The 20,500-nt window shown below is 62.2% G+C and carries 16 protein-coding genes and 1 pseudogene; 9 read left to right on the top strand and 8 right to left on the bottom strand.

Translation table 11 applies throughout. The features are described from left to right. Window positions 1–3 precede the first annotated feature (3 nt). The 8 genes and pseudogenes from SC318_RS02255 (at window position 4) to SC318_RS02220 (ending at window position 6,455) form a co-directional block, all read left to right on the top strand. Window positions 4–1,251, top strand: a complete 1,248-nt coding sequence (locus SC318_RS02255) for an NAD(P)/FAD-dependent oxidoreductase (protein ID WP_320429471.1) — start codon at window positions 4–6, stop codon at window positions 1,249–1,251. After that, complete coding sequence (locus SC318_RS02250) at window positions 1,248–1,982, top strand: class I SAM-dependent methyltransferase (protein ID WP_320429470.1); 735 nt, start codon at window positions 1,248–1,250, stop codon at window positions 1,980–1,982. Before SC318_RS02255 ends, SC318_RS02250 begins: the two co-directional genes overlap by 4 nt. Further along, window positions 1,979–2,461, top strand: a complete 483-nt coding sequence (locus SC318_RS02245; RefSeq protein ID WP_320429469.1) for a hypothetical protein — start codon at window positions 1,979–1,981, stop codon at window positions 2,459–2,461. Before SC318_RS02250 ends, SC318_RS02245 begins: the two co-directional genes overlap by 4 nt. Beyond that, the gene (locus SC318_RS02240; RefSeq protein ID WP_320429468.1) at window positions 2,458–3,624 is read left to right on the top strand and encodes a beta-ketoacyl-[acyl-carrier-protein] synthase family protein; all 1,167 of its coding nucleotides are present in this window, start codon (window positions 2,458–2,460) and stop codon (window positions 3,622–3,624) included. The genes SC318_RS02245 and SC318_RS02240 overlap by 4 nt, the downstream gene beginning before the upstream one ends. Continuing rightward, entirely contained in the window at window positions 3,621–4,082 is a 462-nt protein-coding gene (locus SC318_RS02235; protein WP_320429467.1) for a hotdog family protein, read from the top strand. The genes SC318_RS02240 and SC318_RS02235 overlap by 4 nt, the downstream gene beginning before the upstream one ends. Then, a complete protein-coding gene (gene fabG, locus SC318_RS02230) occupies window positions 4,079–4,807 on the top strand; it encodes a 3-oxoacyl-ACP reductase FabG (RefSeq protein ID WP_320429466.1) in 729 nt (242 codons plus the stop codon). The genes SC318_RS02235 and fabG overlap by 4 nt, the downstream gene beginning before the upstream one ends. Then, complete coding sequence (locus SC318_RS02225) at window positions 4,807–6,033, top strand: beta-ketoacyl-ACP synthase (RefSeq protein ID WP_320429465.1); 1,227 nt, start codon at window positions 4,807–4,809, stop codon at window positions 6,031–6,033. The genes fabG and SC318_RS02225 overlap by 1 nt, the downstream gene beginning before the upstream one ends. Window positions 6,034–6,059: 26 nt before the next feature. Then, a pseudogene (locus tag SC318_RS02220) lies at window positions 6,060–6,455 on the top strand (hypothetical protein). Window positions 6,456–6,647: 192 nt separating this feature from the next. On the opposite strand, the gene SC318_RS02215 reads toward SC318_RS02220, so the two are convergent. Both SC318_RS02215 and SC318_RS02210 read right to left on the bottom strand, forming a co-directional pair. Further along, entirely contained in the window at window positions 6,648–7,034 is a 387-nt protein-coding gene (locus SC318_RS02215; protein WP_320429464.1) for a type II toxin-antitoxin system PemK/MazF family toxin, read from the bottom strand. 87 nt (window positions 7,035–7,121) lie between these two features. After that, on the bottom strand, window positions 7,122–8,015 hold the full coding sequence (locus SC318_RS02210; protein ID WP_320429463.1) for a LysR family transcriptional regulator: 894 nt from the start codon (window positions 8,013–8,015) through the stop codon (window positions 7,122–7,124). 169 nt (window positions 8,016–8,184) lie between these two features. On the opposite strand from SC318_RS02210, the gene SC318_RS02205 reads away from it, so the two are divergent. Next, complete coding sequence (locus tag SC318_RS02205) at window positions 8,185–9,411, top strand: MFS transporter (RefSeq protein WP_413817631.1); 1,227 nt, start codon at window positions 8,185–8,187, stop codon at window positions 9,409–9,411. Between the two features lie 120 nt (window positions 9,412–9,531). On the opposite strand, the gene hemE is transcribed toward SC318_RS02205, so the two are convergent. From hemE to aroK, 6 genes are all read right to left on the bottom strand, one after another. Further along, the gene (hemE, locus tag SC318_RS02200; protein ID WP_320429461.1) at window positions 9,532–10,599 is read right to left on the bottom strand and encodes a uroporphyrinogen decarboxylase; all 1,068 of its coding nucleotides are present in this window, start codon (window positions 10,597–10,599) and stop codon (window positions 9,532–9,534) included. A gap of 243 nt (window positions 10,600–10,842) precedes the next feature. Next, window positions 10,843–12,261, bottom strand: a complete 1,419-nt coding sequence (locus SC318_RS02195; RefSeq protein ID WP_320429460.1) for a glutamate synthase small subunit GltD family protein — start codon at window positions 12,259–12,261, stop codon at window positions 10,843–10,845. A gap of 123 nt (window positions 12,262–12,384) precedes the next feature. Next, a complete protein-coding gene (gltB, locus tag SC318_RS02190; protein WP_320429459.1) occupies window positions 12,385–16,830 on the bottom strand; it encodes a glutamate synthase large subunit in 4,446 nt (1,481 codons plus the stop codon). A gap of 350 nt (window positions 16,831–17,180) precedes the next feature. Further along, window positions 17,181–18,746, bottom strand: coding sequence for an SPOR domain-containing protein (locus SC318_RS02185; RefSeq protein ID WP_320429458.1), 1,566 nt, complete (start codon window positions 18,744–18,746; stop codon window positions 17,181–17,183). A 9-nt stretch (window positions 18,747–18,755) separates the two neighbouring features. Further along, window positions 18,756–19,856: a 3-dehydroquinate synthase gene (aroB, locus tag SC318_RS02180; RefSeq protein WP_124384768.1), complete on the bottom strand. Its 1,101-nt coding sequence runs from the start codon at window positions 19,854–19,856 to the stop codon at window positions 18,756–18,758. 125 nt (window positions 19,857–19,981) lie between these two features. Continuing rightward, window positions 19,982–20,500, bottom strand: coding sequence for a shikimate kinase AroK (aroK, locus tag SC318_RS02175; RefSeq protein WP_010213757.1), 519 nt, complete (start codon window positions 20,498–20,500; stop codon window positions 19,982–19,984).

The following is a 20,500-nucleotide window of genomic DNA, read 5'->3' as shown; positions in this document are numbered from 1 at the left end:
TTCGTGCCCACAGTTGAAATGGAACGTCGCCAGGTGGTGGTGATCGGTGCCGGCCCATCCGGCGCCATCGCGGCCGCGCTGCTCAAGCGCAAAGGGCATGATGTATTGATTATCGAGCGCGAGCATTTTCCGCGTTTCTCGATTGGCGAAAGCCTGCTGTCGCACTGCATCGACTTTATCGAAGAAGCCGGCATGCTTGAGGCCGTGCAGGCTGCCGGCTTTCAACTGAAAACCGGCGCCGCGTTCGCCTGGGGCGAGCGCTACAGTGCGTTCGATTTCGGTGACACGTTCAGCAACGGCAAGCCAACGACCTTCCAGGTGCAGCGCGCCGAGTTCGACAAGCTGCTGGCGGATCAGGCAGCGTTGCAGGGTGTGGAAATCCGCTACGGCGAAAGCATCGTGGGCGTGGACTTTTCCGGCGAGTGTCGCTACCTGCACGTGCGCCGCCAGAATGGCAGCGAGTACCACCTCAAGGCCAGGTTCGTGCTGGATGCCAGTGGCTACGGCCGCGTGCTGTCGCGCCTGCTGGACCTTGAAGCGCCGTCGAATTTCCCGCTGCGCAAGGCCGTGTTCACTCACGTCGAAGACCGCATCGAACACCCAGGCTTTGACCGCACCAAGATTCTGGTGACGACCCATCCCGAGAAGCGCGACATCTGGTTCTGGACCATCCCGTTCAGCAACGGCCGCTGCTCGGTGGGCGTGGTCGCGGCCCAGGAACATTTTGACGGCCAGGACGGCGACCTCGACGCCTGCCTGCGCGGCTTTATCGAGCAAACCCCAAGCCTGTCCGGCGTGCTGCAACATGCTGTGTGGGACACTCCGGCGCGCAGCATCGGCGGCTATGCGGCCAACGTCAAAACCCTGCACGGCCCGGGTTTTGCGCTGCTGGGCAACGCGGCGGAATTTCTCGACCCGGTGTTCTCCTCCGGCGTGACCATCGCCATGCGCTCGGCGAGCATGGCCGCAGGCTTGTTGCATCGCCAACTGCAAGGCGAAACGGTGGACTGGCAAACCGAGTTTGCCGAACCGCTGAAGCGCGGTGTCGACACCTTCCGTTGCTACGTGGAGGGCTGGTATGCCGGCACCTTCCAGGATGTAATTTTCCACGCCGCCAGCTCGCCGGAGATTCGCCGCATGATCAGCTCGATTCTGGCCGGTTACGCCTGGGACGAACGCAACCCGTTTGTCAGTGAGCCCAAGCGGCGCCTGCGGATGTTGTCGCAAATCTGTGCGAGTGAGACGGCATGAGCAGCCAATACCTGAGTAAAAACTACGTCGAAGAACCCCGGTTCGGCTTCTGGTTCCTGCGCAGCCACACCTGGCAGCACCATGTACTGCGTGTGGCGATCAATGACCTGCGCAGCCTGTTCAGCGAGCCGCTGCCGGCCGCGCCGGTATTGCTCGACGCCGGCTGCGGCCAGGGAAAGTCGTTCAAGTTGCTGCAGCAGGTCTTTGCACCCTCGCGCCTGATCGGCCTGGATGCCGACCCCCACAGCCTGGCGCTGAGCCGCGAAGAAGCGGCTCGCCAGGGCCTGGACGTGGAGTTGATCGCCAGCGACTGCGCCACCCTCGACGTCGCCGACGCCAGCGTCGATATCGTGTTCTGCCACCAGACCTTTCACCACTTGGTCGAGCAACACCGTTCCCTCAAGGAGTTCTATCGGGTGCTCAAGCCGGGCGGCTATTTGCTGTTTGCCGAATCCACTGAAGCCTATATCGATACCTGGGTGATTCGCTGGCTGTTCCGTCACCCGATGCACGTGCAGAAAAGCGCCGAGGAGTACCTGGACATGCTGCGCGAGCAAGGCTTTGAATTCGGTGCGCAGAACGTCTCCTACCCCTATCTGTGGTGGAGCCGCTCCAGTGATTTCGGCCTGCTCGAACGCTGGGGCCTGCGCCAGGCGCCGCCGGTGGGCCAGCGTGAGGAAACCCTGGTCAATTGCGTGGCGCGCAAGCCGCTGGAGAGCGCGAGCTTATGATGCGCTGGTTGTTGATCGGTTGCCTGTTGTTGCTCGGCGCATGCGCCAGCCAGACGCCGCTGCCGGAAAAAATCCCGGCCCTGGCCTTGCCGATGCAATTGCATGTGCAGCGACTGGAAGGCGAGCGTAGTCAGGACTGGCTGTTGGTGATCCAGCGTGAAGGGGCGGCGATTCGCTGGTCGATGATGGACCCGCTGGGCATTCCCCAGGCCCGGCAGAAGCTGATCGACGGGCAGTGGCAGGCCGATGGTTTGCTGCCGCCCAACCCCCAGGCACGCGAACTGTTCGCCGCGCTGCTGTTTGCCCTGACCTCGGCGGACGACGTGCGCGCGCTGTATCCTTCGGCCCAGGCCATGGACCTCACGCGAACGCTGCCGGGCCATTGGCAAATCGTCTATCAGTCCTCAGAGGTGTTCAGCGTGAACATGGCGGGCCAACCGTTGAGCTATCGCATTACCCCGCTGGGGGTCGGCAAATGACGGCCTACCTCAATGCCCTCGGCGTGATCTGCGCTCTGGGCCGCGGCCAGGCCGAGGTCAGCCGCAGCCTGTTTGCCGGTGACTGCTCCGGCATGCGCGCCGAGAGCGGCTGGGTGCCAGAGCGTGTGGTGCCGGTGGCCGCTGTGCGCGGCGAGCTGGCGGCCATTCCCGCGCAACTGAGCCCGCAGAGCAGCCGCAATAACCAGCTGCTGTTGGAAGCCGCATTGCAGATCGAAGCGCAAATCCGCCAGGCGATCCACACCTACGGCGGCTCACGGGTGGGCGTGGTGCTGGGCACCAGCACTTCGGGCATCGACGAAGCCAGTCGCGGCATCGCCCACTACCTGCGCGACAACGCGTTTCCCGGCGACTACGACTACCAGCAGCAGGAACTCAGCGCCCCGGCGAATTTCCTCGCCGACTGGCTGCAATTGAGCGGCCCTGCCTATGTGATCTCCACCGCCTGCACTTCCAGCGCCCGCGCCTTGATGAGTGCCCAGCGCCTGCTCGACCTGGGCGTGTGCGATGCGGTGATCTGCGGTGGTGTCGACAGCCTGTGCAGGCTGACGCTCAACGGGTTTACCGCACTGGAAGCGGTGTCTGCCGAGCGCTGCAATCCATTCTCGGTGAACCGCAACGGTATCAATATCGGCGAAGCGGCGGTGCTGTTCGTGATGAGCCGCGAGGCGGCACCGGTCGCCCTGCTGGGCAGCGGCGCCAGTTGCGACGCGCACCATATCTCCGCGCCCGAGCCCAGCGGCAAAGGGGCGTTGCAGGCGATGCGCAAGGCCTTGGCCTGCGCAAAACTGGCGCCCGAACAGATCGGTTACCTGAACCTGCACGGCACCGCCACCCAACACAACGACGCCATGGAGAGCCTGGCCGTCGCCAGCCTGTTTCCAGGCGGCGTGGCCTGTTCCTCGACCAAGCCGATGAGCGGTCACACCCTCGGCGCGGCGGGCGCATTGGAAGCGGCGTTCTGCTGGTTGAGCCTGACTCACGGCCTGGTCCCGCCCCACGTGTGGGACGGCCAAGCGGACCCGGCGCTGCCCGCGTTGCAGTGGGCACGCACGGGCGACACCTTGAAAACACCCTGCCTGATGAGCAACTCGTTTGCCTTCGGCGGCAACAACGTCAGCCTGATTATTGGAGAGGCCCCATGACCGATTGGCCACTCACCCAATTGCTGCCTCACGCGGGCGACATGATTCTGATCGACCAGGTGCTGTCGTTCGATGAAGAGCGCGTGCACACCCGCCTCACCGTCAAGCCCGGCGGCCTGTTCAACCGGGCTGACGGCAGCCTGCCGGCCTGGGTCGGTATCGAGTTGATGGCGCAAAGCGTCGCTGCCTACGCCGGTTGCCGCGCGCGCCAGCAAGGCCGGGCGGTGGAACTGGGTTTCCTGTTGGGCACGCGTAAATTCGAGTGCAACGTGGAGCACTTTCCCGCAGGCGCCGAATTGAACATCCACGGCCTGCGCTCCTTGGAAGACGACAACGGCATGGGGGTGTTCGAATGCCACCTCACCGGCGACGGGATCCAGGCCAGCGCACGCTTGAACGTATTTCGACCGCCCCAGGCGGCCAACTATTTAGATGAATCGAAGGACGAAACGCCATGACTGAATCCGTACTGGTCACCGGCTCCAGCCGTGGCATCGGCCGCGCCATTGCCCTGCGCCTGGCCCAGGCCGGGCATGACATCGTGCTGCATTGCCGCAGTGGCCGCGCCGAAGCCTGCGCGGTACAGGCCCAGATTCAAGCGCTGGGCCGCCAGGCGCGGGTGCTGCAATTCGACGTAGCCGATCGCGCGGCGTGCAAGCGGATCCTGGAAGCCGACGTTGAGCAGCATGGCGCTTATTACGGTGTGGTGCTCAATGCCGGCCTGACCCGCGACGGCGCCTTTCCGGCCCTGTCCGAAGACGACTGGGACGTGGTGATGCGCACCAACCTCGACGGTTTCTACAACGTGCTGCACCCGGTGATGATGCCGATGATCCGTCGTCGCGCCGCCGGGCGCATCGTGTGCATCACCTCGGTCTCCGGGCTGATCGGCAACCGTGGGCAGGTCAATTACAGCGCGTCCAAGGCGGGCCTGATCGGCGCAGCCAAGGCACTGGCCATCGAGCTGGGCAAGCGCAAGATCACCGTCAACTGTGTGGCACCGGGCTTGATCGATACCGCCATGCTCGACGAAAACGTACCGGTGCAGGAACTGATGAAAATGATCCCGGCACAGCGCATGGGCACACCGGAAGAAGTGGCAGGCGCCGTGAATTTCCTGATGTCGGCCGAGGCCGGCTATATCACGCGCCAGGTGTTGGCCGTGAACGGGGGCCTGTGCTGATGAAGCGCGTTGTTGTCACCGGCATGGCCGGCATGACCTCCCTGGGCAGCGACTGGAACACCATCGCGGCCAACTTTCGCGCCAACCGCAGCGGCATCCGGCGCATGGACGAGTGGGACCGTTTCACCGAATTGAACACGCGCCTGGCCGGGCCGATTGACGATTTTGTCGTACCGGCGCACTGGACGCGCAAGCAGCTGCGCAGCATGGGCCGCGTCTCGCGCCTGGCGGTGTGGGCAGCGGAGCAGGCGTTGCAGGACGCCGGCTTGCTCGGTGACGCGTCGATCAAAGACGGGCGCATGGGTGTGGCGTGCGGCTCGTCCACCGGCAGCACCGATGAGATCAAGGCGTTCGGCAATATGCTGCTGAACTCGGTGGCCGAAGGGCTCAACGCCAACTCCTATGTGCGCATGATGCCGCACACCACCGCGGCGAATATCAGCATCTTCTTCGGCCTGACCGGCCGTTTGATCCCCACCTCCAGCGCGTGCACCAGCGGCAGCCAGGGCATCGGCTATGCCTATGAGGCGATCAAGTTCGGCCGCCTGCCCTTGATGCTCGCCGGAGGCGCCGAAGAGCTGTGCCCCACCGAGGCGATGGTGTTCGACGCGCTCTACGCCACCAGCCTGAAAAACGACGCCCCCCAAACCAGCCCACGCCCCTATGACAGCGGTCGCGATGGGTTGGTGATCGGTGAAGGCGGCGGCATGCTGGTGCTGGAAGAGCTGGAACACGCATTGGCACGGGGTGCGCATATTCATGCCGAACTGGTCGGTTTTGGCAGCAATGCCGATGGTCAGCACACCACTCGTCCGGAACAGAAGACCATGCGCCGCGCCATGGAACTGGCCCTGGAAGATGCCGGCCTTGAGCCATCCGCCATCGGCTACGTGAACGGCCACGGCACCGCCACCGACCAGGGCGACATCGCTGAAACCCTGGCCACCAGCAGCCTGTTCGGCAGCCGCATGCCCATCAGTTCGCAGAAGAGTTTCCTGGGCCACACCCTGGGTGCGTGCGGGGCACTGGAGTCGTGGTTCAGCATCGAGATGATGAACCGCGATCAGTACGTGCACACCTTCAACCTGGACGCCGTCGACCCGCAATGCGGCGAGCTGGATTACCTGCAAGGTGGCTTTCGCGAGATGCACCACGACTACGTGATGAACAACAATTTTGCCTTCGGCGGCGTCAACACCTCGTTGATCTTCCGCCGCTGGTCCTGACTTTTTAATCGATTGGAGAAAACGGAATGTCTTCCCTGCTACGCGCCACCCTGGTCACCCTGGCCCTGCTGACTACCGCCGGCTGCACCAACAAGCCGGTGCTCAACACCCAGCACGAACTGCCGGCCACCACCCAGGTCAGCGAAGAAAAAATGAAACAGGTAATCGTCGCCGCCCTGTAAAAACGCGAGTGGACGGTACAACGCCTGAGCCCGCAACTGGTGCAGGCCGAGATCACCGTGCGCAACCAGTTCTATGCGGCCATCGATATCCGCTACACCCGCAACAGCTACGCCATCACCTACCGCGACAGCCGCGACCTGGGCTACAAGGACGGCAAGATCCACCGCAACTACAACCGTTGGGTGAGCATGCTGGATCGCGACATCATGGCGGGTTTGCGCTCGGCGGGCATGCAGTAACAGCAGAAACGACAAAGGGCGCCTTTCGGCGCCCTTTTCACAAACAGGTTGGCTTGTCATCGCCGCTTCCTGCCTGGCTCTGCGATGGCTGGTTGCCCAGGATCCTCAGAGTCTCACAAGCCCCTTTCGGGAACCTGGTCAGTATGACTGAAAACAGACTGCCTGCAATTAGTAGCAAAATGCCGTCCGACTTTATCGCAACCCCAGCGCACTGCGCACCGCCGCCTTTATTGCCAATAATTGGTCACTGGTGAGCTCTGCGACTTTGTAAGTTCGTTTGCCATGACGATCTTTACTTTTGATCCGGTCCAATCGGCCCAAGCTAACCGTCGCAACGATGTCGCATTTTGCCCAACAGATCGGGCTTGCTCCCTGAAGGTGGCTATCAAGCTGCAAATGATGCTCCAACACCTGCTGGGGAGCGGTGGTGCTTAGAGGAACCACCGTGACTAGCAATCTATTGGTTCGATGTTTGCGTACCACAATAACGGGCCGAACCTTGGTGATTTCTGGAACCTCATACCCACGAAAATCACAAATCAACACGCTGCCCTCCTTGGGCTGATAGAGAAGTGCCATCCATATTCACTCGCCTGAAAAAAGCGATTTTGCGCAGGTTTCTCGCGAATGACTAAGCCGGTTGCGTTACCTGATATGTGATCCAGCTTACAGCTGCGCCTTACGTGTCAGCAGTTCCACAAACGCCTGCGCCATCGGCGACTGCGTGCCTTTGCGCTGCACCAGCCACACCGCCGTTACCGCCTCCGGGTCCAGCAAGGTGCGGTACACCACGCCGTCGATGCGAATACGCTGGTAGGAAGCGGGCAGCACTGACACCCCCAGCCCCGCCGCCACCAGGCCGATGATGGTCATCGCTTCACCCGCTTCCTGGGAAAAGCGCGGGCTGAAGCCGGCGTCGCGGGCCAGGTTGAGCAATTGCGCATAGAGGCCGCTGCCATAACTGCGCGGGAAGAATACAAAGGGTTCCTCAGCCAACTGCGCCAGGTGCAAACCGCGCTCGCTACCTTGCGCCAGCGGATGCCCGGCGCTCAATACCGCCACCAACGGCTCGCGCATCAGCTCGATCACACTGAGGGAGTCCGGCAACGGTAATGGCCGCATGAACCCGACCTGGATCGACTCATCCACCAAAGATTCGGCGACTTGGGTGCTGCTCATCTCCTGCAGGCTCAAATGCACGGCCGCAAACGCTTGGCGAAACGCAAAGATCGCCTGCGGGATGCTGGCGGTGAACGGCGCCGACGAGGTAAAGCCGATCTTCAGCTCTCCCAGTTCTCCCATCTGCGCCCGCCGAGCGACGTCCGCCGCTTTATCGACCTGGGCCAGCACCAGGCGCGCTTCGTTCAGGAACAGGCGCCCCGCTTCACTCAACTCGACCCGACGATTGGTACGCTCGAATAACCGCGCGCCCAGTTCCTGTTCCAGCGCTTGAATCTGCTGGCTCAACGGCGGTTGCGAAATCCCCAGTACTTGCGCGGCGCGACCGAAATGCAGCTCTTCGGCTACGGCGATGAAGTAGCGCAGGTGACGTAATTCCATGCAAACCTCATTAGGTCGTTAAAGCTATCAAACAGGTCGAACAATATATTGGAAAGAATCATTAGCCAGCTATATTCTTTTTCGTATTGCCGGCCGTGGCCGTCTTTTCCCTGAGGTTCCCGTGAAATCTGCCGTTGCTGCACATGCGCAAGAAGCCCCGCCCACTGCCCTGGATGAGGTCGTCGCCCAGCTGAACGACGACTACATTGAAAAAGGCACGCCGATGTTCATGCGCACGGTGCTGGCGCTGTTCTCCGGCGGGTTTGCGACCTTCGCCCTGCTGTATTGCGTACAGCCGATGATGCCGGCGCTGTCCCACGAGTTTTCCATCAATGCCGCACAAAGCAGCCTGATCCTGTCGATCGCCACGGCCATGCTTGCCTTCGGCCTGCTGATCACCGGGCCGATTTCCGATCGGCTGGGGCGCAAGCCGGTGATGGTCGCCGCGCTGTTCTGTGCGGCGCTGGCTACGATTGCCAGCGGCTTGATGCCCAACTGGGAGGGCATTCTGCTGATGCGTGCGCTGGTGGGCCTGTCGTTGAGCGGCCTGGCCGCCGTGGCCATGACCTACCTGAGCGAAGAGATCCACCCGCAGCACATCGGCCTGGCCATGGGCTTGTACATCGGCGGCAATGCGATTGGCGGCATGAGCGGGCGCCTGATCATCGGCGTGTTGATCGACTTCGTCAGTTGGCACACGGCAATGCTGATCATCGGCGGCCTGGCGCTGATCGCCGCGACGGTGTTCTGGAAAATCCTCCCCGAATCGCGCAACTTCCGCGCCAGCAGCCTCAGGCCGCGCAGCCTGCTGGACGGCTTCGTGATGCATTTCAAGGACGCGGGCCTGCCGTGGCTGTTCCTGGAAGCCTTCCTGCTGATGGGTGCGTTCGTGACCCTGTTCAACTACATCGGCTACCGCCTGCTGGCCGACCCGTATGACCTCAGCCAGGCTGTGGTCGGCCTGCTGTCGCTGGTGTACCTGTCCGGCATCTACAGCTCGGCGAAAATCGGCGCCCTCGCCGACCGCCTGGGCCGCCGCCGCGTGCTGTGGGGCACCATTGTGCTGATGCTCGCCGGCATGCTCCTGACACTGTTCACCCCCCTATGGCTGGTGGTGCCGGGCATGCTGATCTTTACCTTTGGCTTCTTCGCAGCTCATTCGGTGGCCAGCAGTTGGATCGGCCGCCGTGCGCTGAAGGCGAAGGGGCAGGCATCGTCGCTGTATTTGTTCTGCTATTACGTCGGGTCGAGCGTTGCCGGGACGGCAGGCGGGTTTTTCTGGCACTTCGGCGGGTGGAACGGGATTGGCGCGTTTATCGTGGCGTTGTTGATTGGCGCGTTGCTGGTGGCGTTGAAGCTGGCCAAGTTGCCGCCGTTGAGGCAGGCGAGCGCCTGAGGCTTTCTTGCTTTTAAATGTGGGAGGGGGCAAGCCCCCGATGGCGGTGGATCAGTGACAGATACTGAGCCTGACACACCGCTATCGGGGGCAAGCCCCCTCCCACATGTTGTTTGCGTTTTATTCGTGATACTGGGCGGACAGCTCGTGCACCGCGCGCAAGAACGCCCCGGCATGCTCCGGATTCACTTCCGGCGTGATGCCATGGCCCAGGTTGAACACGTGGCCGGTGCCTTTGCCGTAGCTGGCGAGGATGCGGCCGACTTCGGTGCGGATCGCTTCAGGTTTGGCGTACAGCACGGTGGGGTCCATGTTGCCTTGCAACGCAACCTGATTGCCGACTCGGCGGCGCGCTTCGCCAATATCGCATGTCCAGTCCAGCCCCAGTGCATCGGCGCCGGCATCGGCGATGCTTTCCAGCCAAAGGCCACCGCCCTTGGTGAACAGGATGACCGGCACTTTGCGGCCTTCGTTTTCACGGATCAGGCCGCTGACAATCTTGCGCATGTAGGCCAGGGAGAATTCCTGGTATGCCGCAGCCGACAGGTTGCCGCCCCAGGTATCGAAAATCTGCACCGCTTGGGCGCCGGCCATGATCTGGCCATTGAGGTAGGACGTGACCGACTGCGCCAGCTTGTCCAGCAGCAAGTGCATGGCTTGCGGGTTGTCGTAGAGCATGGCCTTGGTCTTGCGGAAGTCTTTCGACGAGCCGCCTTCGACCATGTAAGTGGCCAGGGTCCATGGGCTGCCGGAGAAGCCGATCAGCGGCACGCGGCCGTTGAGCTCGCGGCGGATGGTGCTGACGGCATCCATCACGTAGCCGAGGTCTTTGTGCGGATCGGGGATCGGCAAGGCTTCGATATCGGCCAGGGTGCTGACGACTTTCTTGAAACGCGGGCCTTCGCCGGTCTCAAAGTACAGGCCTTGGCCCATGGCGTCCGGGATGGTGAGGATGTCGGAGAAGAGGATGGCCGCGTCCAGTTGTGGGTAGCGGTCCAGCGGCTGCATCGTGACTTCGCAGGCGAACGCAGGATTCATGCACAGGCTCATGAAGTCGCCCGCATTGGCGCGACTGGCGCGGTATTCAGGCAGGTAGCGACCGGCTTGACGCATCATCCACACGGGGGTGACGTCGACGGGCTGCTTGAGCAGGGCACGAAGGAAACGGTCGTTCTTGAGGGCAGTCATGTCGGCATCCGCAAAAAAAGTGCGGGCATTTTCTCAGAGCGCGACGCAAAAGGCACGGAATGCGCCGTGCCTTTTGTCTATCGGGTCAATTTGTCGCGCCCGCTTGAACACAGCACAAAACAAATGTGGGAGGGGGCTTGCCCCCGATAGCGGTGTGTCAGCCAGTGAATCCGGTGACTGATACTGCGCAATCGGGGGCAAGCCCCCTCCCACATTTTGATCCCGTTTCAAGCGGGATCGGGGTCAGACTTGCAGGTAATCCAGAATGCCTTCGGCGGCGTTACGGCCTTCGAAGATCGCGGTTACCACCAGGTCAGAGCCGCGCACCATATCGCCACCGGCGAAGATTTTCGGGTTGCTGGTCTGGTGCTTGTACTGGCCTTGTTCCGGGGCGACGACGCGGCCCTGGCTGTCGGTCTGGATGTCGAACTGTTCGAACCACGGCGCCGGGCTTGGGCGGAAGCCGAAGGCGATGACCACGGCGTCGGCCGGGATGATCTCTTCGGACCCCGGAATCGGCTCCGGGCTGCGACGGCCACGGGCGTCGGGTTCGCCAAGACGGGTCTCGACCACCTTCACGCCTTCGACGCGATCTTCGCCCACGATAGCGATCGGCTGGCGGTTGTAGAGGAATTTCACGCCTTCTTCCTTGGCGTTCTTCACCTCTTTGCGCGAGCCGGGCATGTTGGCTTCGTCACGACGATAGGCACAGGTCACCGACTTGGCGCCCTGGCGGATCGACGTACGGTTGCAGTCCATCGCGGTGTCACCCCCGCCGAGTACCACGACCTTCTTGCCCTTCATGTCGACGAAATCTTCCGGCGACTTTTCAAAGCCCAGGTTGCGGTTGACGTTGGCGATCAGGAAGTCGAGCGCGTCATACACGCCCGGCAGGTCCTCACCGGCAAAACCGCCCTTCATGTAGGTGTAGGTGCCCATGCCCATGAAGACCGCATCGTATTCGGCGAGCAGTTGCTGCATGGTGATGTCTTTGCCGATCTCGGTGTTCAGGCGGAACTCGATGCCCATGCCGGTGAACACTTCGCGACGGTTGCTCAGTACGGTCTTTTCCAGCTTGAACTCGGGGATGCCGAAGGTCAGCAGGCCACCGATTTCCGGGTTCTTGTCGAACACCACCGGGGTCACGCCGCCACGCACCAATACGTCGGCGCAGCCCAGGCCGGCCGGGCCCGCGCCGATGATCGCGACGCGCTTGCCGGTCGGTTTGACCTTGGACATGTCCGGACGCCAGCCCATGGCGAACGCGGTGTCGGTGATGTACTTCTCCACCGAACCGATGGTCACCGCGCCGAAGCCGTCGTTGAGGGTGCACGCACCCTCGCACAGACGGTCCTGCGGGCACACCCGGCCGCAGACTTCCGGCAGGGTGTTGGTCTGGTGCGACAGCTCGGCGGCGGCGAGGATGTTGCCCTCGGCCACCAATTTCAGCCAGTTGGGAATGAAGTTGTGCACCGGGCACTTCCATTCGCAATACGGGTTACCGCACCCCAGGCAGCGGTGGGCCTGGTCGGCCGAGTGCTGGGGTTTGAAGGGTTCGTAGATTTCCACGAACTCTTTCTTGCGTTGACGTAACAGTTTCTTCTTCGGATCTTTGCGCCCGACATCGATGAACTGGAAGTCGTTATTCAGACGTTCAGCCATGTTAAAACCTCGTACACGACAGCTTTAAGCTACGAGCTTCAAGCTGCAAGAAATCAAATAAACCGGCACACCGCGCACTGCCCTTAGCTTGCGGCTTGAAGCTTGCTACTTGCCGCTGCGTCGTCATTGCGGACTCGCAAGTGTGCTCGACAGCAAAGATTTCAAACTCGCCGCCTTGGGCTTGACCAGCCAGAAACGACGCAGGTAATCATCGAGGTTCTCGGCGAGGTTACGACCCCATTCGCTGCCGGTTTCCTCAACGTACTCGTCCAGCACGTGCTGCAAGTGGTTGCGGTACGACTCCATGGCCTCGCCGCTGATCCGCTGGATCTCGACCAACTCATGGTTGACCTTGTCGACGAAGGTGTTGTCCTGGTCGAGCACGTAGGCGAAACCGCCGGTCATGCCCGAACCGAAGTTGTAACCGGTCTTGCCCAGTACCGCGACAAAGCCACCAGTCATGTACTCGCAGCAGTGATCGCCAGTGCCTTCGACCACGGTGTGGGCACCGGAGTTACGCACGGCGAAACGCTCACCGGCGGTACCGGCGGCGAACAGCTTGCCACCGGTGGCGCCGTACAGGCAGGTGTTGCCGATGATGGCACTTTCCTGGCTCTTGTAGACGCTGCCTTGAGGCGCGACGATCACCAGCTTGCCGCCGGTCATGCCCTTGCCCACGTAGTCGTTGGCGTCGCCTTCCAGGTACATGTGCAGGCCACCGGCGTTCCACACGCCGAAGCTCTGGCCCGCGGTGCCCTTGAAGCGGAAGGTGATCGGCGCTTTCGCCATGCCCTGGTTGCCGTGCTTGCGCGCGATTTCGCCGGAGATGCGCGCGCCGATGGAACGGTCGCAGTTGCAGATGTCCAGGGCGAACTCACCACCGCTGGCGTCGTTGATCGAGGAGCCGGCGAGGTCAACCATCTTCTCGGCCAGCATGCCTTTATCGAACGGCGGGTTGCGGTCCACCTGGCAGAACTGTGGCTTGTCTGCCGGAATGTGATCGCTGCCCAACAGCGGCGTCAGGTCCAGGTGCTGTTGCTTGGCGGTCTGGCCTTCAAGAATGTCCAGCAGATCGGTACGGCCGATCAGCTCTTCCAGCGAGCGCACGCCCAGCTTGGCCAGCCACTCACGGGTCTCTTCGGCGACGTAGGTGAAGAAATTCACCACCATGTCGACGGTGCCAATGTAGTGGTCCTTGCGCAGCTTCTCGTTCTGGGTGGCAACGCCGGTCGCGCAGTTGTTCAGGTGGCAGATGCGCAGGTATTTGCAGCCCAGGGCGATCATCGGCGCGGTGCCGAAACCGAAGCTTTCGGCGCCGAGGATCGCGGCCTTGATCACGTCGAGGCCGGTTTTCAGGCCGCCGTCGGTTTGTACCCGCACTTTGCCGCGCAGGTCGTTGCCGCGCAGTGTCTGGTGGGTTTCGGCCAGGCCGAGCTCCCAGGGTGCGCCGGCATATTTGATCGAGGTCAGCGGCGAAGCACCGGTGCCGCCGTCGTAGCCGGAAATGGTGATCAGGTCGGCATAGGCCTTGGCCACACCGGCGGCGATGGTACCCACGCCGGCTTCCGCGACCAGTTTCACCGAGACCAGAGCCTGCGGGTTGACTTGTTTAAGGTCGAAAATCAGCTGCGACAGGTCTTCAATCGAGTAGATGTCGTGGTGCGGCGGTGGCGAGATCAGCGTCACGCCGGGTACCGCATAACGCAGCTTGGCGATCAGACCGTTGACCTTGCCGCCTGGCAACTGGCCGCCTTCACCGGGCTTGGCGCCCTGGGCGACCTTGATCTGCAGCACTTCGGCGTTGACCAGGTATTCCGGGGTTACACCGAAACGGCCGGTAGCCACCTGCTTGATTTTCGAGCTTTTGAGCGTGCCGTAGCGCGCCGGGTCTTCGCCGCCTTCGCCGGAGTTGGAACGCGCGCCCAGGCGGTTCATGGCTTCGGCCAGGGCTTCGTGAGCCTCGGGCGACAACGCACCCAGGGAAATACCAGCGGAGTCAAAGCGCTTGAGGATCGATTCCAGCGGCTCGATTTCGCTGATGTCCAGCGCCGTGTCCAGGGTCTTGACCTTGAACAGGTCGCGGATCATCGACACCGGGCGGTTGTCCACCAGGCTCGTGTATTGCTTGAATTTGGCGTAGTCGCCCTGCTGCACAGCGGCTTGCAGGGTGCTGACCACGTCCGGGTTGTAGGCGTGATATTCACCACCGTGCACAAACTTGAGCAGGCCGCCTTGCTGGATCGGCTTGCGCGCGCTCCAGGCTTCGGCCGCCAGGGCTTTCTGTTCGGCTTCGATGTCGACGAAGCGTGCACCCTTGATACGGCTTGGCACGCCACGGAAGCTCAGCTCGCAGACTTCTTCGGACAGGCCGATGGCTTCGAACAGTTGCGCGCCACGGTACGAGGTGACCGTGGAGATGCCCATCTTCGACAGGATCTTGAGCAGGCCCTTGGTGATGCCCTTACGGTAGTTCTTGAACACTTCGTAAAGGTCGCCCAGCACTTCACCGGTACGGATCAGGTCGCCGAGCACTTCGTACGCGAGGAACGGATAGACCGCCGAAGCGCCGAAACCGATCAATACGGCGAAGTGATGCGGGTCGCGGGCGGTGGCGGTTTCCACCAGGATGTTGGAGTCGCAGCGCAGGCCTTTTTCGGTCAGGCGGTGGTGCACCGCACCGGTGGCCAGCGAAGCGTGGATCGGCAGCTTGCCGGGGGCAATATGCCGGTCGGTCAGCACGATCTGGGTACGACCGGCGCGCACGGCTTCTTCGGCCTGGTCGGCGACGTTGCGCACAGCGGCTTCAAGGCCAAGGCTCTCGTCGTAGTTCAGGTCGATGATCTGGCGGTCGAAACCTGGACGCTCCAGGGTCATCAACGAACGCCACTTGGCCGGCGAAACGACCGGCGAGCTGAGAATCACGCGGGAGGCGTGCTCCGGCGATTCCTGGAAGATGTTGCGCTCGGCGCCGAGGCACACTTCCAGCGACATCACGATGGCTTCGCGCAGCGGATCGATCGGTGGGTTGGTCACCTGGGCGAATTGCTGGCGGAAGTAGTCGTACGGCGTGCGCACGCGCTGGGACAGCACAGCCATGGGCGTATCGTCGCCCATGGAGCCGACCGCCTCATAGCCTTGCTCGCCGAGCGGGCGCAGCACCTGGTCGCGCTCTTCGAACGTGACCTGGTACATCTTCATGTACTGCTTGAGCTGATCGACGTCGTAGAAAGCCGAGCCGTGGTCGTTGTCTTCCATGGTCGCCTGGATGCGCAGGGCGTTCTTGCGCAGCCATTGCTTGTACGGATGACGGGACTTCAAACGGTTGTCGATGGCGTCGGTGTCGAGGATCTGCCCGGTTTCGGTGTCCACGGCCAGGATCTGCCCAGGGCCTACGCGGCCTTTGGCGATGACATCTTCGGGCTTGTAGTTCCACACGCCGATTTCCGACGCCAGGGTGATGAAACCGTTGGTGGTGGTGACCCAACGCGCCGGGCGCAGACCGTTACGGTCGAGCAGGCACACCGCGTAGCGGCCGTCGGTCATGACCACGCCGGCCGGGCCGTCCCACGGTTCCATGTGCATCGAGTTGTATTCGTAGAACGCCCGCAGATCGGGGTCCATGGTCTCGACGTTCTGCCACGCTGGCGGAATGATCATGCGCACGCCACGGAACAGGTCGATGCCGCCGGTGACCATCAGTTCGAGCATGTTGTCCATGCTGGAGGAGTCCGAACCGACGCGGTTGACCAGCGGGCCGAGCTCTTCCAGGTCCATCAGATCGTTGGCGAACTTGGTGCGACGGGCCACGGCCCAGTTACGGTTGCCGGTGATGGTGTTGATCTCGCCGTTGTGGGCGAGGAAGCGGAATGGCTGGGCCAGCGGCCATTTCGGCAGGGTGTTGGTGGAGAAGCGCTGGTGAAACACGCAGATTGCGGTTTGCAGGCGCTCATCGCTCAGGTCCGGATAAAAGGCGGTGAGGTCCGCCGGCATCATCAGGCCTTTATAAATGATGGTCTTGTGGGAAAAGCTGCAGATGTAGTGGTCGGTGTCGGCGGCGTTGAGCACCGACGAGCGACGACGCGATGTGAACAGCTTGATCGCCATGTCCTGGTCGCTCAGGCCGTCGCCTGCGATGAACACTTGTTCGATCTGCGGCAGACGCTCCAGGGCCAGGCGGCCGAGGACGCTGGTGTCGATTGGCACTTTGCGCCAGCCGACGAGTTGCAGGCCGGCGGCAACGATCTCGCGGTTCATGTTCTCGCGAGCGGCTTGGGCTTTGACCGGGTCCTGATTGAAAAACACCATGCCCACGGCGTACTGCTTGGGCAGTTCGACGGCGAAATGCTCTTTGGCGACAGCGCGCAGGAACTGGTCGGGCTTTTGAATCAGCAAGCCGCAGCCGTCACCGGTCTTGCCGTCGGCGTTGATCCCACCGCGGTGGGTCATGCAGGTCAGGGCCTCGATGGCCGTTTGCAAAAGGGTATGACTGGGCTCGCCCTGCATGTGGGCTATCAGGCCGAAACCGCAGTTATCCTTGAATTCATCGGGTTGGTACAGACCTGCTTTCATAGACACTTTCTCACCAGGCTGCCTCTTATACCGAGGCAAATTTCTTTTCAATTCAACCGGTTACCTTCCACGCCGAACGTACGCCGGCTTAGCGGGGGCAAAAGGGAGGTCATTGTACACACCGACACAGACGCTCACAAATTTAGCGACGAAATGTCGCAAATCTATGTCGCATTTATGAAAGGTTTAAAGCGATATGCTGTGCTAGTCAAAACTTTTTTAATTCTGACCGCTACGACTCAAAAGCTACTGTGACGCAGACACCACAAAGCGCGCGGCCTTCAGGGCTGCACGCTGTTGTAGTTTTTTTGAGGTGCCGGGAGGGCGGCCTGGGTAAGGCCGCCGGATCTTCAGCGAGTTGTTGCCAGTTCTTGTTGAACGCTGGCAACAGTGCGAGGCCAAGGTTTACCAGCCTGAACCTTCGCTGGCAAGGCCTTGATGGCGGAATCGGCTGCGGCGCGGCTTGGGAAGCTGCCGTAAGTGATCACATACAGCGGCTTGCCGTTGAGCACTTTCTTGAAATAACGGTACTGCCCGCCCTGTTCCTTGACGAACGCCTGGGCATTGGCCTCGGAGCTGGTGCCGAGGATCTGCACCACGAAGTTACCGGTAGGCTGGCTGCTGTACCAGCTGCTGCCAGCAGCACCGGCCTTGGCAACGGTGGCCGCAGGCTTTTCAGCAGGCTTGGCCGCCGGCGCTGGCGCTGGAGCGGGCTTGGCGACCGGGGCTGGCTTGGCCGTGGCGACCGTCGGCGCGGGGGTCGGCTTGGCGGCCGGCGCAACGGGGGCAACCGGCGTCGCTGGCGTACCGGCTGGCACGCCCGCAGGCGGCGCGGTGGTGGTCACGGTGGGTGGCGTGGCGCTGGAGCCTTCCACTGGCACGCCGTCGTCGCCTTCGGAGATGCCACCGGCTTCTTCCGCCAGCGGGCCGCGCATCACAGGTTGGCCGACCATTGGCAGGTTGGTCGGTTGGCCGGAGTTGGCGAATTCGACATTTGGCGTGGGCTTGCCCAGTGGCAACTGCGCCTGTTCGGTTGGCGCGCCGGCGGTTGTCGGTGCCTTGCTGCGACCCGGGATCAACCAGGCGGCGGCAACAGCGACCACGACAACGGCGGAAATAGCCAATACGTGCTTCTTAGGCATAGTGAACCCCATCTTTGGACGCTTGACCGCGGAGCGGCTGGCAATCATGGCTTCGATCATTGCATCGCGGGCAACCTGATTGATGTTGCCAGGCCAGCCATCGGAGCTTTCGTGAATATCAGAGATCTGTGCAGCGGAGAAAAGTTCGATACCGGCCCCGGCACCTTCGAGGCGCTGCGCCAGGTATTCGCGGGTTTCTTCCTCTTCGTACGGCTGCAATTCGATGACGTGAAACAGCTCTTGCTCACCGCTGATCTGCTCCAGATCGGCGATCAACGACGACTCGCCAAACAGGAACACATGGGGGCGACCTTCCGGCGTACCCGCCGCCAGCGCCAACAACGCTTCCAGGGCGGACTCATCGAGCTGCTCGGCGTCATCCACCAGCAGATAGACTTCCTGGCCGGTCAGGCCCAGTTGCACCACCTGCTTGAGGATCGCGTTGGGCTCGGCGTTGGCGACGTCCAGCGCCTGCGCCACCTGACGCAATACGCCGGCCGCATCACCGGCACCACGGGCCGAGACCACCACGCTCTGCACCGATTGCTTGTTGGTGCTGGCGACCAGCGCCTGGCGCAGCAAGGTCTTGCCGCTGCCCAACGGCCCCGTGACCACCAGCAGCAACTGGCTGTAGCGCGCCAGATGGTGCAGTTGCCCAAGCACCGGTTTGCGCTGGGCAGGGAAGAATTTGAAACCTGGCACCCGAGGCGCGAAAGGGTCGTGGCTCAGGTGGTAATGGCCGAGGAACGCCTCGTCGGCATGCAAACTAGTCATCGGGTCTTATTAACCTTTGAGCTGGGCCAGGGCGCGGTAATCCGCTCCCAGCGTGGCCTGTAGAATCTCTTTCGGATAATCGTCGGTCACCACTGCTTCGCCCATGTGGCGCAACAGCACCAGGCGCAGTCGACCGTCGATCACTTTCTTGTCTATTGCCATGTGTTCCAGGAAATCCGCCTCGGTCATTTCAGACGGCGGAATCACCGGCAAACCGGCGCGCTGGAACAGACGGATACCGCGATCACGCTCCTGGGCGCTGATCCAGCCCAGGCGCTGCGACATCTCCAATGCCATCACGGTGCCAGCCGCTACGGCTTCCCCATGCAGCCACACACCATAGCCCATGTGCGTTTCAATCGCATGGCCGAAGGTGTGGCCCAGGTTCAGGGTAGCGCGTACACCGGACTCCCGTTCGTCGGCATTCACCACCAGCGCCTTGGCCGCGCATGAGCGGGAAATCGCTTCGGTGAGTGCCACCTGGTCAAGGGCGCGCAAGGCGTCCATGTGTTCCTCCAGCCAGGTCAGGAAGGGCTCATCGCAGATCAGCCCGTACTTGATGACTTCGGCCAGGCCCGCCGACAGCTCGCGGGGCGGCAGGGTGTTGAGGGTCGCGGTGTCGATCAGCACGGCCTGCGGCTGATAGAACGCGCCGACCATGTTCTTGCCCAGCGGATGATTGATGCCGGTCTTGCCGCCCACCGACGAATCGACCTGGGACAGCAACGTGGTCGGCACCTGGATGAAGTCCACGCCACGCTGGTAGCAGGCGGCCGCGAAGCCGGCCATGTCGCCGATCACACCGCCGCCCAGGGCGACCACGGTGGTGCGGCGGTCATGCCGTGCGGTCAGCAGGCCATCGAAAATCAGTTGCAGGGTTTCCCAGTTCTTGTGGGCTTCGCCGTCGGGCAGGATCACCGAGATCACCGAATACGCTGCCAGGCTGCGGCTCAGGCGCTCCAGATACAGCGGCGCCACCGTTTCATTGGAGATGATCGCCACTTGCCGACCGGCAATATGCGGTGCGAGCAGTTCAGGCTGGTCCAACAGACCTTCGCCAATATGGATCGGGTAGCTGCGCTCGCCTAGATCGACCTTAAGTGTCTGCATGTGTCCCCGCGTTGAAGATGTTTTGACGACCGGTAACGTCTGGATCAGACGCTGCCTGATGGCTCTACGCCATACCCCGCAAGGTCATGGCGCGCCGCCGAGAATAGCGCATTTGCGGCCAGGCTTTAACGGGGTGGTAGTCGTTGCAGGCGCTCAAGAATATCGAGCACCACCATTCGAGGCGGCCGTTCATCGGTTTCCACCACCAGATCGGCGATTTCCCGATATAGCGGATCGCGCAGCGTAAGCAAGTCTCGCAGGGTTTTTTCCGGGTTGGCCGTGCGCAGCAATGGGCGATTGCGATCACGGGCGGTGCGACCCACCTGCTGCTCGACCGAGGCGTGCAGATAGACGACCCGTCCACCGGCGTGCAGCGCGCGACGGTTTTCATCGCGCATCACCGCGCCGCCGCCGGTGGCCAATACCACGCCATCGCAGCCGCACAGCTCGGCAATCATCGCCTGCTCGCGGTCGCGAAAGCCCAGTTCGCCTTCCTTATCGAAGATCCATGGGATATTGGCACCCGTGCGCAATTCAATTTCCTTGTCGGAATCTTTGAATGGCAGGCGCAGCTCTTTGGCCAGCAAACGGCCGATGGTGCTTTTTCCAGCGCCCATCGGCCCTACAAGAATCAAATTTCGCAC

It is taken from the genome of Pseudomonas sp. MUP55, assembly GCF_034043515.1.
Lineage (GTDB): Bacteria > Pseudomonadota > Gammaproteobacteria > Pseudomonadales > Pseudomonadaceae > Aquipseudomonas.
Note: the sequence above shows the minus strand (reverse complement) of the source record. Positions and strands in the feature narration are given on the sequence as shown.